This window comes from Deltaproteobacteria bacterium (assembly GCA_016874775.1).
Classification (GTDB): Bacteria; Desulfobacterota; Binatia; order Bin18; family Bin18; genus VGTJ01.
The window spans coordinates 14,598-28,119 of the sequence record VGTJ01000072.1; the positions used below are offsets into that span (position 1 = coordinate 14,598).

Here is a 13,522-nt window from a genome sequence, read left to right on the forward strand (position 1 = left end):
GGAACCTGTGACGAAAGAGTCAGTCAGAAAGCACGAGCGCTTGAGAGTATTGAGGTGCTGCTGTTGGACAGACCAGCAGTGCGAGAGGGTGAACTACTGTCCTTCTTGAGGCACGGCTTGTTCAGACTGTTCCCCTTCATTGGCCGTGTCCGAGGGTGACCCTTCAGGTGCCTGCGCTGGAGGATTCTCTCTAGGTGTCGCGGCAGGTTCGTTAGTCGTTGATTTTGCGGTCTCCTTGGCAGGCTCGGGCGGAGGCGCTGGGCGTTGAAAATTTGATGCTGGAGGAAGGGCGTCGTCAACGGTCTTGGCTTTTTTGTCAGTTGGGGTGTTGGTGTAATGGGCAACCCCTTGGGAATCGACCCATTTATACAGCGTTCCTTGGGCAAACGTAGAGGTCGGAACGAAAGCAAGCCAACTAACGGCTATGACACGAATGAGTCGCTGCACGATATGCTCCTTTGCCGCAGAATGCCATTATGGTGACACCCTTATCTCTGGAATGCAACAGTAAGCACAAATCTGCTATAGCGAAACCTATGAAAAAGACAACGCAAAAATCTCCTCGCTCACAACCACGGCGCCCGCCGCCGCTGCACCAAGGCACTTTGGAAGAGGCCGTCGAGCGGTTAGGCCTTCGTGACGTTACCACAAAACGGATGTTTGGCGGTTTGTGTTTCTACGCCGACAATAAGCCGTTCGCCATTCTTCTCGGTGAAGACTTCGCGCTCAAGTTGCCAGCCGAGCAATTACGTGAAGGATGTGCCCGTGGGGACGGGCGCATCTTCAATCCTGGCGGTGGCGATTTTCTGATGCGTGAATATATCGCTCTCAGTGATCAAGTGTTGATGGAAGAAACACGGGTCGACGCCTACGTCCTGGCAAGTCATCGCTTCATCGCCGGTCGAGGGGGGAGTGAGCCTGGAGGACTCGGCTACGAGGATCTATTGCGTGGCCGTGATGCCCTGTACAAGCGACAAAAGGGAGGAGATCGTTAAGCCGCATTCCTGAGCCGTAGCGAATTCGTGACTACGGAAACCGAACTCAGTGCCATCGCCAACGCCGCGAACATCGGATGTAACAGCAAGTGAAACATCGGATAGAGCACCCCAGCGGCAAGCGGAATGCCGATGATGTTGTAAATGAATGCCCAAAAAAGATTCTGGCGAATGACGCGCATGGTGTCTTGCGATAACGAGAGCGCAGTGGCGACATCACGAATATCGCTGCGCATCAGGGTAATATCTGCAGCTTCAATTGCCACGTCCGTACCGGTGCCGACCGCAATACCAACGTCAGCTTGAACAAGGGCAGGGGCATCGTTGATACCATCACCGACCATTGCCACCACGTTCCCCTGCGTTTGTAGCTTGTTGATCTCCGCTGCCTTGCCATCGGGCAAAACGTCTGCGAGCACGTGTGTGATTCCTGCCTGACGTGCGATGGCTTCCGCAGTGCGGCGATTATCTCCCGTGAGCATGATAACGTCTAAACCTCGCGCTCGTAAGGCAGCAATGGCTTCGTCGGCATGCGGCTTGAGTACATCAGCCACAGCAATGAGACCTGCCAGTTGGCCATCGATGACAACGAACATCGGGGTTTTGCCTTCGCTGGCTAACTGCTCAACTTGAGACTCTTCTCCGTGCAGCGAGAGTCGGTGTTCATCCAACAATCGGCGGTTACCGACGCGTACATGTTTCCCCTCACAGCGACCTTCTACTCCCTGACCTGGAATGGCGCGAAAATCCTTGACCTCAGCCAATTCGAGATCGAGTTCTCCAGTTTTACGCACAATCGCTTCTCCGAGTGGGTGTTCGCTTTGCCACTCGACGCTGGCCGCTAAACGTAGAAACTCGGGGGGTGGGGATTGGGGGGTAGGGGTTGGGGGCTCTAAGACGCTGGACGCTGGACGCCGGACGCCGGACGCAATGATGTCGGTCACCTCAGGCTTTCCCGTCGTCAACGTTCCCGTCTTATCAAACACGACAGTAGTCAACGTATGCACTTTTTCGAGAATCTCACCACCTTTGATGAGAATGCCTTGCTCGGCACCACGGCCAGTGCCGACCAGAATAGCAGTGGGCGTCGCCAGTCCGAGCGCGCATGGACAAGCGATGATCAACACCGCGACGAAGTTCATCAAGGCGAAATTCAGGCTCGGCGTAGGGCCGAAAAGGGACCAAACCAGAAACGTCAGGAGAGCAATCGCGATAACCGTAGGTACAAAGATACTGGCAATTTTGTCAGCGAGACGTTGAATCGGCGCCTTTGAGCCTTGTGCTTGACGCACGAGTAACACAATCTGTGCGAGGGCAGTATCTTTGCCGACTTTGCTCGCTTGGAACGTGAACGCGCCAGTTTTGTTGAGGGTGGCGCCGATGACGGTATCACCCGGTTGTTTCTCGATTGGCAGACTTTCGCCAGTCAACATCGACTCATCGACTGCTGACGAACCATTGACGATCATGCCATCGACCGGAATCTTTTCGCCAGGTCGCACGGCAATCATGTCACCGACCTGGACCTGTTCGACCGAAATTTCGACCTCTTTATCCTCCCGTAGTACGCGGGCAGTTTGCGGCTGCAAACCAATCAGACGGCGAATCGCGTCTGATGTTCGATGCTTGGCGCGCGTTTCCAAGTAACGGCCAAGTAGGAGCAGTGCAATAATCATCGCCGCGCCGTCGAAATAAAGTTGCGGCGCTTGTCCAGCAGCAGTGAAAAAACGCGGAAAGAATATCGCAGCGACACTATAAAAATACGCTGCCGACGTACCGATGGCGATCAGCGTATTCATATCGCTCGAACCGTGCCGAGCGGCTGTCCACGCGCCGCGATAAAACTGCCATCCCGCCCAAAACTGCACTGGCGTGGTTAACAGCAGCAAGACTACAGGATGACTTAGACCATGAATCGGCAACATGTGTGGCATCGAGCCCAACATGATCAGGATCGACAGCACTACACTGACGGACAATTTGATCGTCAGCGTGTTCCGTTCGCTTTGCTGCTGTTGCTGTTCAGTATCGTGACCGTCCTCTGCCGTGCGTTCGACGACCTCATAACCCGTCGCGGTGATTACCCGTTTAAAATCTTCGAGATTGGCTTGTTGCGGTTGATACTCAACCAGTGCTTCTTCGCTAGCGAGATTGATACTGGCTTTCACCACCCCAGGCGTGTGCTGCAACGCCTTCTCGATCTTATCGACACACGACGCACAGTGCATCCCGCGAATACTAACCAGGGAGGTGGCATGCCCACTTGCATGATCTTTCAATGAAGGCTCTTGCTGATGCATTGTTAGGCAACATGACAATTCGTGTGAAAAGAGGCAAGGGAGTGCTCACGTAATTAAGAGTTCAGAGGGAAGAGGCAAGAATGAAAAAAAGGCCAAAAGCTGCGGGCCGTAGGGGAAAACAGAACAGTTCGGAGTTCGGAGTTGGGAACAGTGCGGAGTTGTAAACAGCAATTTGGTGGGCGGTGCCCACTTTACAATTCTTCATTTTTCATTTTTCATTCTCCATTATTCTGCCGGTCCCAGTTCTTCCTCAAACACGTGATAGCCTACTGTCCGCAGTTCAGTCAGTACTTGTGTAATGTGTTCCTCACCAGAGGTTTCTAACGTCAGCGTAATCTCGGATTCGCCAATTTCAGCGCGACTGAAGCCACGGGTGTGAATGATCTCTAGAATGTTCGCCCCTTGGTCGGCCACCAGGGTGCTGACCCGTGCCAGCGCTCCTGGACGATCGGGAATGATCAAACTGATGCGCGTGAGTCGTCCTTCTTGTACTAAGCCTTTCTCGATCACACGGGAAATGACATTCATGTCGATATTGCCACCAGAGATGACCAGAATGACCGTTTTGCTGTTGAGCCCCAACGGACGATTGAGCAGTGCGGCCAGTGTTGTGGCCGCTGCACCTTCGACAACCGTCTTCTCGGTTTCCAGTAACAGCAGAATAGCACGGGCGATTTCAGCCTCACTCACTGCCACAATCGTATCAAGATAGCGTTGCGCCAACGGTAACGTATGTTCACCAACTCGCCGTACCGCGATGCCATCGGCTATCGTCGATGCTCGTTGGATGGGAGTCGGTGCGCCCGCTGCAAGTGCGACCTGCATTCCAGGGACGCGCTCCGCTTGCACACCAATGATCTGGCCATGAAAGCCCCTCTCTTTCAAAGCGAGAGCAATCCCACCACTCAACCCGCCGCCGCCTACGGGAATAATAACCGCATCAAAGTTAGGGAGTTGTTCAAGAAGTTCCAGCCCGAGGGTGCCTTGTCCCGCGATGATGGCTGGGTCGTTAAAGGCAGGAATGAACACGCTGCCACGTTCATCTTGTATACGTTGCGCTTCAGCGAGGGCCTCGTCGAAATCCATACCGGCAAGAATGACCTCGGCACCGTACCGGCGAGCCGAACTCACTTTAATCAACGGCGCAAAGCGTGGCATAACGATCGTTGCTGGCACTCCTAACCTTCGCGCATGAAAGGCAACGGCGAGACCGTGGTTGCCAGCGCTCGCCGCAATCACGCCACGTGTACGTTCCTCGGGAGTGAGGGTCAGCAGGCGATTGAGAGCCCCTCGTTCCTTGAACGAGCCGGTCATTTGCAGATTGTCGAGCTTGAGATAGGTGCGGGTGCCTGTCAGTCGACTGAGTGACTCAGAGCTGGTACACGGTGAAACATAGATTGTCGTGCCGATCCGGGCACGGGCGGCGTGGACATCAGCGAGTGTAATCATGATCCCGGAGTTGTACTCCGGGATCGTACTTCTGCCAACCGGCTATTGCAGAGTAAATGCCCGTGATACTGAACTGCGGCAGCCAAACGAGTTACAGGCTGACACTGACCAGTAATACGTGCCGCTCGGTAGCGTGGGGATAACGCCCTGTGATACGGTGAGTCCGGTTTGAGAGTACACCGTCGTCTTTCGTCTTAGCGAGCGCCGTACGGTGACATTGTACGAAGTCGCACAACTCGTATCTGCCCAATCGATGGGGACCGGACCAATGGAGAGCGTCGCATTGGCGAGCGGGGTGTTCAGGGCCGCTGGATCGGGTGTCGTGGTGCAGGGGGCAGGAGTGGTGCCACCCTGTTTTGCCTGTCCCGAGTCTACTGCAATTCGCAGGCTTGATTCATCCACCGCTTCGAAATCTGATCCTTTGATTCGATGGAGGTCATGCAGTTCACCGTCATTCCAGCGTGAGTCAGGTGCGCCAGAGAGATACCACGAACTCCCGTTATCAGAGACGAACATCCCATATTTCTTCAGAGCGCGAAGAATGACCTGATTTTTTGCTGAGAACGAGGAGATGTTGAATGAGGCCTTTAAACGAAACCGCAGACCCATCGGTGGGTATTGGGTCCCCTGCTGTGAAGTGTGATGGCGTGCTGGCCAGAGGTGAGCGGCTTGGGTTTTAGAAACGGTGAATCGAAGGGCGTGATTAATGTTCCCTGATAGCACTTCATCATAACGAACCAAGCCGGGGAACATCGGCAATCCGGCAGCATCGGCTGAAGTCCATCCATCGCGACGCAGTGCATGCGAGCCTAGATTCCATACTGCTCCTGACGCGGCTCGCCAACTGCCGTCGGCCTGAGGGAACGCGTAGAAGAGTTCATAGAGTTTGCAAGTTCCGAGTTGGACAACCAGAACGTGGCGGTCTCCAGTGCTACTGGGGCCACCTTCGATGGGCGCACTAGCAGGAATCGGCATCGGGCCTGGGTCGCTCTCACTGCCGTACGCCGTGTAGACGACCGGAACTAACGGCTGCGTGCTCGGTACGACGATGAAGGGGATTCCGTTAGGCGCCCCGTTCCAGACCGTGCCGAAATCGGGATGCAGACCGTTCGTTGCCCCGACCGCATTGATGTAGGTGGTGGAGCTGGGATGTACAGGGAGTGTATCAATCGGTGTGTTCCAGATGTTGTCGGCAGGAAAAACCGAACAATTGCTGGTTTGGGCAACAACACGTTGGGGAAGGGTGGCGAGAAGCAACGCGAGCAGTAGTTGCAGGCCGACGCGCTGACACGGGAAAAGTGCGGATGAGCGACGCATACGAGTTGTCTCCTTCGTTGCCCCAGGGCTGAGGTGGCTGTGTTGTTTCGTGAAGGAAACGCGAACACACGCCGGAAGAGTGCGACCCAGGGCACTGCATAAAGTACCGCTTGCGATAGTATCGGCAGTTGTGAAAATAACCTAACTATCGGAGCGCGCGCATCTAGCGCGTGAGGTGCGCAACTAACTTTATGTATGCCTGAAGGCCCACCCAGACCGCACTGCGTGCGTGAAATTGCCGAACCCGCACCATCAGCTCTCACCGGTTACGAGGCCTGAGGGTGCAGCGTGAGGGGCCTATGACAGACGCGAGCGGAAGATACGTTGTCGGCGTGAACTGCCGAAGAGCGACCGGAAGAGAAGGCCACGAAACACCATCAAGGCAAAAAGCAGCAGCATACCGAGCACGTTCCAGAACAGGTTGTCGAGCGAGCCGCCCAACAGACCCATCACGCTCATAAACGGAAATCCCAATTGCCCAACTTGAAGAGGGGACACAAACGCTGAAGGAAAGCCGAGCGAAAGAATCGTGAGCAGCACGAGAGGTAAGAACCACTCGATCCAGTTCTCGCGCAGGAAATCGACACTCTCTTGGAGCAGGCCGAAGCCATCACTACGGCCCAGATAAATGACTTCAGGGATGGGATTGAGAATGATCAACAGGATGACCGTGACAATAAAAGTAATATCTTGCGATGCCTCTACTGGAGGTAAGGCGTAGGAGAGGGTGAGGCGGACAAGGAAAAGGAAGAACAAGACGGTAATGACTGGGCTCAGATACGGACGCCAGCTCTCAGTTAATTCTGAGAGAACCATGCGCTGTCCGTTGACAACCCCAGCGAGGAAGAACAGGTACGAGCTGGTACACATTGCGGAAGTAAAGCCAAAGATCAAACCGCCAAGCATGCCCAGTCGAAAGACAAAACTCCCAGTGATGAGCAGAATCACGCCGTACAGCAGCGGCAAAAAAGCTACCCACCAATTGCGCGTGATCTTTTGCCACGTTTCCGTTGCTGCTTGTCGGTACATCTGCAGCGTTGAGCTAATGAGGGCACCCCAATCCATTACACTCTTCCTCCTCGCCGCCCCGCCAAGGGTTGGGGGCCGGGTGTTAGGGGGTGGTTAGAACTGCAATTTCGTTGTTTCTGCTTCCTCCCCACAGCACACTGTCTCTCTATACCCTCATGCATACGGTTGTCCCCAGCGATCTTGAAACGTAACAGCTTTGAGCGGTTGTCGAGAGACGGGGCCAAATTTGCCCATTGGGTAGCCGATGGGGAGAATAGCGAAGGTTTCGGCGTTCTCCGGTAAGCCGAGCACGTCATTCACTTCTTTTTCTAACAGCAAGTGACGGGTGGTGAGCGTTGACCCGAGGCCGAGGCCACGGGCAGCGAGGAGCATGTTTTGTACGGCTGGATAGATTGAGGCGCCGGACATCTTCGCGAGACCAATATTTTTTGCCATATCGTTGACGAGGCAACAGACAATCAGCACCGGAGCTTCGTGAAAGTGTTCTGTGAGATGCACGACCGCATTCAGCATGCGTTGCTTTTGCCCTTCGGTTTTGCCTGGTGGCGGGGGCGCGGCTTGATAACGCGGGAGCAACTGATCGAGTGCCCGTTTGTAGCGCTGCTGGATTTGTTGCTTGGTGTCCGCATCTTTGACCACAATAAAACGCCAGTGTTGGACATCGCCTCCACTCGGCGCGCAAAGGCCGGCCTCGATGATTCTGCGAATCGACTCATCTGGAACAGGGTCGGGTCGTAGGCGACGCATTGCCCGCATGGTTCGTATCGCTTCAAACAGATTGATCTCCTCCGCCATAATGCCTCCTCTGATGGATGCTGTCCTACCTACCACGTGCGCCTAGTGAAGGAAATTACCGCGATCGGATTTGCCCTCCTGCGTTCTGTCACGTAGTCTATGGTCGATTTGGATCGGGAAGGGGAGGGACGCATGCAGAACCAACTGTTTGCCAAGAAGACCTTGCACATGCTGGAAAAGGAAATGGCTGGTGAGAACCGGTTGCATCGGGTGCTGGGACCGGTGCAACTGACTGCGCTCGGCATTGGTGCCATTATTGGCACTGGCATATTTGTCCTCACTGGGATTGCGGCGCACGATAAAGTCGGCCCTGCGTTGACCTTGTCGTTTGTGGTTGCTGGCGCCGCCTGCGTGTTTGCTGCGCTATGTTATGCCGAGTTTGCTTCGATGGTGCCGGTTGCGGGGTCGGCATATACGTATGCCTATGCAACTCTTGGTGAGTTATTTGCGTGGATCATCGGATGGGATCTGGTCTTGGAGTATACGGTTGCGTCGGCAACGGTGGCGCATGGATGGTCACACTATTTCCAGGACTTCATAGGCATTTTCGGCTTGCACCTGCCGCATATATTTACTAATGCGCCCTTCGACTTCGATCCGGCAACGGGACAACTCGCCGCCACCGGAACCCTCTTTGATTTGCCAGCGCTCGTGATTGCAACTCTGGTCACTGTTGTGCTCGTCGCTGGTATCCGAGAAAGTGCGAGTTTTAATGCGGTGATGGTCATCATTAAAGTGGCGGTTGTCCTGTTTGTGATCTTCGTCGGGGCGATGTACGTCAATCCTGACAATTGGTTTCCATTTGCGCCCTATGGCTATACCGGAGTCAGTCTCTTTGGGCACACGTTGATGGGGCAGACTGGACCGAATGGCGAGCCGTTGGGCGTGTTGGCTGGTGCGGCGACGATCTTCTTCGCCTACATCGGTTTCGACGCGGTCTCGACTCAAGCCGAAGAAGCCAAGAATCCTCAGCGCGATGTGCCGATTGGCATTATCACCTCGCTGGTCATTTGTACGCTGCTGTACATTGCCGTGGCTGCGGTGCTGACCGGAATGGTGCCATACAAAGAAATCAATGTGAATGCACCGGTCTCGGATGCGTTCAAGCAGGTTGGCCTGCCCTGGGCGCAATTTCTCATTTCCCTTGGCGCGCTGACTGGTATTACCTCTGTGCTGTTGGTGTTGATGCTGAGCCAGCCACGGGTGTTCTTAGCAATGGCACGAGACGGGCTAGTTCCGCAAAGCTTTTTTGGTGCCGTGCATGAGAAGTTTCGTACACCGTGGAAATCCAGCATTTTGACCGGCGTATCGGTGGGATTAATGGGCGCGTTCATTCCGCTGCGTATTCTCGCGGAACTTGTGAATATCGGAACATTACTAGCGTTTGTGATTGTCTGCGCGGCGGTGTTAGTGATGCGGCGGATCAACCCCGATGCGCCACGACCTTTCCGGTGTCCAGCGGTGCCACTGGTGCCGATTCTTGGTATCTTCTTTTGTTCGGTGCTCATGTTCTCGCTGCCCGCCGAGAACTGGCTGCGCTTGATTATTTGGCTGCTGCTTGGATTTGCGATTTACTTTGTCTATGGCCGGCATCACAGTGTGTTGGCGCGGCAGTTGTAAAACAAGCAAACACTACGAGGAGGCAAAAACCTCAGCGTAGATAGCCCGAAGCGGCAACACCACACCGGGAGTGCGGAAGGAAACGACAGCGTCGAGCGTCGTGTAGGTTTGCGCGGTCCACTCTCCCGTCGGCTGTCGTTGCCAATGGGTGGTGTGGATATGGGCTTGTTCAATCAGTAAATATTCCTGCAACGAGGGAATAGCTTGATAAAGAGCAAACTTCTCTCCCTGATCATACTCACGTGTCGCGTCAGAGAGGACCTCTACGATGACAGCAGGGTTAGTGATGGTATCGGGACGGTCTGCGGTAAGGGCAATGGTGCCACAAACCACCATCACATCTGGATAGGTAAACAGCCCATCGGGAGTTTTGACGCGTAAGTCTGAACCAAAAGCACTACAACCATGCGAGCGAACAGCACTGCGCAAGACGCTTAAAATGTTCGCACTGATATGATTGTGGGCAAGCGACGCTCCTGCCATGGCGAAGATTTCGCCCCTGTAGAACTCGTGCTTGATGCCAGAGCTTGCTTCCACGGCAAAGTAATCGTCTTCGCTGTAATGACGCTGCGAACGTTGCAACATGTTGCTTCCTTTTGTCGCAACATACCAGGTTCACAGTTGCCTTTGAAGCGACGCACGGCTCTCTGTTTTCGCTCTGTCACATCTTCCGCGAGGTTGTAGGGCGGGTCGTGACCCACCCTCCGTTGCTGGCTGCTGTTTGGATTTGCGATTTACTTTGTCTATGGCCGGCATCACAGTGTGTTGGCGCGGCAGTTGGTCGAATAGGTAAGGGGTGGCAACTGGCGAACAAGCCATCAACGACGCCTGGCTATAGTTCCTTCCGTGCGCTACTGTAGCGATATGAAGATTGTCACCATACGAGAAACATTTACTGATCAATGGGTTGCCACTAAGGTACTCAAAGTTAATAGCGCCAATATCCCGATCGCGGGGGAAGTGATCGCCCACGGTTCCAAGAAACAACACGTATACCAAGCAGCGAAGCAGTATCTTACCTTGGACCCAAGGGCGAGGCTATTCATTTTCTTTACCGGTGACCCGATTCCTGCGGGGGTGGAGGCAATGCTTGTCCTCGGCTAGCCGGATCAGAGGACGCTTGGCTCATGGTGGGCTCTTATTGGTGCCGGTAACGGTCCAGGGGCAAGATTTCGAATTTCTGATTGATACCGGTGCCGCATATACTGCCCTGAGCAAGGAGATGATTTCTTTTCTGGGCCTTTCTCTCACCCCACAGCGCACGATCCTCATTGCTCCAGCTCAGGGGCGGACGTTCCACGCACCAGTATTGGGCATTCCTGAATTACGCATTGGCGGATTTCGCCTGACGAACGTCACCGCCATTTTGTTGGAGTTTCCTCCGGCTTTGAAGCTGGACGGAGTCTTGGGGATGAATGTCCTCAAACAGTTTCGCACCACGATTGAAACCGACACTGCTACGCTCGTTCTCCGTCTTGTGACTCGTTAAGCCGACAATCTCTGGGTGACTCTGAACCTAGACATTTTGTGACTCTTCTCGTACGCTCTCCCATTCGTCCCAGCGTCCATTTTTTCGCGACTCTTACATGTCCTGGCTCTCAAACTCATAAACTTTTTGTGACTCCGAGCAGCCTTCAACTCCGACCTTTTTTGGACCCTGGACTCTGGACAGTCCGAGACGCTGGACTTGTCCCTGGTCCTACCAATGCGCTGTATACTGAATGCCCGCAATTGCCGCAGAGTTCCGAGCCATAGGTTTGTTGGTATTCCGTGCATGGGCAACCCGAGGTCGAACAGGCGCCATAGCCCAGTAGCGGAGCTTGCGTACCCCTCTCTAGAGCTGGGATAGTCACCGATAGCGATAAAGGACAGTCGCCGTGTAATAGCTTTTCACGTAACTGAGCGCATCCTCTGTTACTGGATGTTTCATAATATTTTCTTTTCTTTCCCTGGCGCTGGACGTTTCATAGTTTTGGACGTTTTGTGACGTTCAAGTAAAGACTTGATCCTCTTTTCCCTTTATTCCCTCAGCCTGCGGCCCGCGATTTTGAGCTTTTCTGTAGCCCTGAACATTTGGGTATCCACCATTAAAACGTGTATTCGATACCGCCAGAGGGGATAAAGTCTGCCCGTAAGCCGTCGTCGTTCAAGGGGATGACCGCGCCGAAGAACGCCGAGCCCGACGTCCCCAGGGCGTACCTCAGGCCAAACGAAAAATTGACGACGTCATTGCGCCGGATCTTGGCAGGGAAAAACGGAAACATAATGGGAGGAGTGCTGAAGTCCAGAAAACATGGCCGTGCAGCCGTGCACGTCTTCACCGGCCGATCAAGGAGGCGTCCTGGATAGATCCCATTGCTAGGCACGCGCACGGGAAATCTACCAAACTCACTGCGCCCAATAACATCTACCATGAGCCCCACCTTCGTCCCGACCAACAGTGTCGCCCCGACCGTATAGAGGAAACTACTGCGGTCTATGTCATCCGTGTTAAAATCCACGCCGAGGTTCACATGCGGTTCTACCCGCTCCCCGATCACCTGTGAGAGATATACAAAAGTGCTCAGGTGTGTCTCGTTGGTGCCGTGCAGGTTTCGTACCTTACCGCTAGGTAGTTGCAGGTTGAGCCCCACGGCTGCCCCTCCAGCCTCGGTGCGCCAGAGGTGATACTTGGTGCGCAGCACAATATCGCCCACGCCTGTCGCGCTGCCCGCCGCTCGGGCCAAGGATGAGGCAGAACGCCGTGATTTCAGAAAGGGCAGTTGACGGGATTGTGTGAGCTCTTTTCCCTCCCGATCGGCAAAGCCAAGATTACCGATTTGGTCCCCAGACAGCCGCGCAAAGAGAAACCCTGCCTGGGTAAAGTCCAGATCCGCCACCGGCACATCCTCGTTCCTCACTCGTAAGGACGTATTGACAATGGGAACGGAAAGACTCACGTCCCACCATTCGGTGAGCCCATAGCGCAGGGTGGGCACAATCACATGCGCCTTCAGGTCAATCCGCGTGCGAATCCTGGAAGCGGTTACCGGGGCGAGAAACACCGGTTCACCGGTAGTGAGCTGTCCGAGTGGGACCCCCTCTGAATAGAGGATTTGGGACAGAAGCGCCGGGCTGCGAATGTTATCCAGGCTCGAACCATTGAGATCGCTGAAATCAAGGAACGAGTACCCGACGCTAAAATTAAACTGTCCCTCACCTAGAGTGAGCGCCCGCTCACTAAAAAGCGGACCGGGTACACCGGTCGAGCGTTCGAAAACATTGAGGGTCGGGTTGTAGCGGTAGGTAAAAGCCGGAGCGACGGAGGCGAGGGGAAACTCCCGGACTACTGTCTCAGCAACCGCAGTTGCGACGGCTGGGGCAATCGCCCGGGCAGCAGCAGTTGTATCCTGACCGGCAGCATTGAATGAGAATCCTCCGATCAGCACATCGGTGAGGTTCCTAGCTTCAGTCTGAGACCAGGTGCCTGAAAGGAAAGCTGCAAACGTTAGAAAGAGCATCGAAGCGCGCCAGTATGTTCCCATGCCCATATTTCTCCCCCATCTCTTCTCCTGTTCGGCTCGTGATAAAATCCAGGAAACTAATCTTGGAGTCCATTACATTCCATCCGGACTACGAAACTCTTGGGTTGACTCATCCTCCCGCTCAGTCCTTGCGCTGCAGTTCTGTCCAGTTCACATTGGTGCCAAGATTCGGATTGTAATTGGCGTCGTTCGATAGCACATACTCGCCCAGTCCGTTCGACCAGGCGTATTGATAGTCATTGGGCAGATCAACCGGGTAATTGCTACTTGGGTCGATATACGTATCCACGCCGCGATTCGCTTGGCTCACTCGGTCAAAAATACCGTCCATTGTCTGTGAGTAAGGCGGTGGCAGGAAACAACTTACCGCAATAGTGATTGACCGGAGTGGAGAGCCTCTGCACAAGAGCAGGGATGAGAGACGAGACCATTGTGTGCTGGCTTCGGTCTAAGTATCGAAGTCTGGTCGAAGAGCTGGATGAACGCGGGCGAC

Annotated in this window: 13 protein-coding genes; 4 read left to right on the forward strand and 9 right to left on the reverse strand. The window is 54.4% G+C overall.

Annotated features, from left to right (window positions below; genetic code table 11):
- Positions 1-93 precede the first annotated feature (93 nt).
- Positions 94-450 carry a DUF4124 domain-containing protein gene (locus FJ147_13610; GenBank protein MBM4256919.1) on the reverse strand — a complete coding sequence of 119 codons (357 nt, stop codon included), beginning with the start codon at positions 448-450 and terminating at the stop codon, positions 94-96.
- 26 nt (positions 451-476) lie between these two features.
- Here FJ147_13610 and FJ147_13615 point away from each other — a divergent pair, with 26 nt between their 5' ends.
- Entirely contained in the window at positions 477-995 is a 519-nt protein-coding gene (locus tag FJ147_13615) for a TfoX/Sxy family protein (protein ID MBM4256920.1), read from the forward strand.
- On the opposite strand, the gene FJ147_13620 is transcribed toward FJ147_13615, so the two are convergent.
- The 5 genes from FJ147_13620 to FJ147_13640 all read right to left on the reverse strand — a co-directional run bounded on the left by FJ147_13620 (position 992) and on the right by FJ147_13640 (position 7,885).
- Positions 992-3,295: a copper-translocating P-type ATPase gene (locus FJ147_13620; GenBank protein MBM4256921.1), complete on the reverse strand. Its 2,304-nt coding sequence runs from the start codon at positions 3,293-3,295 to the stop codon at positions 992-994. The genes FJ147_13615 and FJ147_13620 overlap by 4 nt on opposite strands.
- A gap of 225 nt (positions 3,296-3,520) precedes the next feature.
- Positions 3,521-4,744: a threonine ammonia-lyase gene (locus FJ147_13625; GenBank protein MBM4256922.1), complete on the reverse strand. Its 1,224-nt coding sequence runs from the start codon at positions 4,742-4,744 to the stop codon at positions 3,521-3,523.
- A gap of 42 nt (positions 4,745-4,786) precedes the next feature.
- Positions 4,787-6,061 carry a hypothetical protein gene (locus tag FJ147_13630; protein ID MBM4256923.1) on the reverse strand — a complete coding sequence of 425 codons (1,275 nt, stop codon included), beginning with the start codon at positions 6,059-6,061 and terminating at the stop codon, positions 4,787-4,789.
- A 297-nt stretch (positions 6,062-6,358) separates the two neighbouring features.
- Complete coding sequence (locus tag FJ147_13635) at positions 6,359-7,126, reverse strand: hypothetical protein (protein ID MBM4256924.1); 768 nt, start codon at positions 7,124-7,126, stop codon at positions 6,359-6,361.
- A gap of 117 nt (positions 7,127-7,243) precedes the next feature.
- The gene (locus FJ147_13640) at positions 7,244-7,885 is read right to left on the reverse strand and encodes a nitroreductase (protein MBM4256925.1); all 642 of its coding nucleotides are present in this window, start codon (positions 7,883-7,885) and stop codon (positions 7,244-7,246) included.
- A gap of 132 nt (positions 7,886-8,017) precedes the next feature.
- Between FJ147_13640 and FJ147_13645 the strand changes: the two genes are divergently transcribed.
- The gene (locus FJ147_13645) at positions 8,018-9,505 is read left to right on the forward strand and encodes an amino acid permease (protein ID MBM4256926.1); all 1,488 of its coding nucleotides are present in this window, start codon (positions 8,018-8,020) and stop codon (positions 9,503-9,505) included.
- Positions 9,506-9,517: 12 nt separating this feature from the next.
- Here the strand turns inward: FJ147_13645 and FJ147_13650 are convergent, their stop codons facing one another.
- Positions 9,518-10,090, reverse strand: a complete 573-nt coding sequence (locus FJ147_13650; protein ID MBM4256927.1) for a Uma2 family endonuclease — start codon at positions 10,088-10,090, stop codon at positions 9,518-9,520.
- Positions 10,091-10,369: 279 nt separating this feature from the next.
- Between FJ147_13650 and FJ147_13655 the strand changes: the two genes are divergently transcribed.
- Positions 10,370-10,609: a hypothetical protein gene (locus FJ147_13655; protein ID MBM4256928.1), complete on the forward strand. Its 240-nt coding sequence runs from the start codon at positions 10,370-10,372 to the stop codon at positions 10,607-10,609.
- Positions 10,518-10,994, forward strand: a complete 477-nt coding sequence (locus FJ147_13660) for a hypothetical protein (GenBank protein MBM4256929.1) — start codon at positions 10,518-10,520, stop codon at positions 10,992-10,994. Before FJ147_13655 ends, FJ147_13660 begins: the two co-directional genes overlap by 92 nt.
- A 598-nt stretch (positions 10,995-11,592) precedes the next feature.
- Here the strand turns inward: FJ147_13660 and FJ147_13665 are convergent.
- Both FJ147_13665 and FJ147_13670 read right to left on the reverse strand, forming a co-directional pair.
- Positions 11,593-13,035 (reverse strand): transporter, encoded by a 1,443-nt coding sequence (locus FJ147_13665; GenBank protein MBM4256930.1) that lies wholly within the window; start codon positions 13,033-13,035, stop codon positions 11,593-11,595.
- 115 nt (positions 13,036-13,150) lie between these two features.
- A complete protein-coding gene (locus FJ147_13670; protein MBM4256931.1) occupies positions 13,151-13,360 on the reverse strand; it encodes a hypothetical protein in 210 nt (69 codons plus the stop codon).
- Positions 13,361-13,522 lie beyond the last annotated feature (162 nt).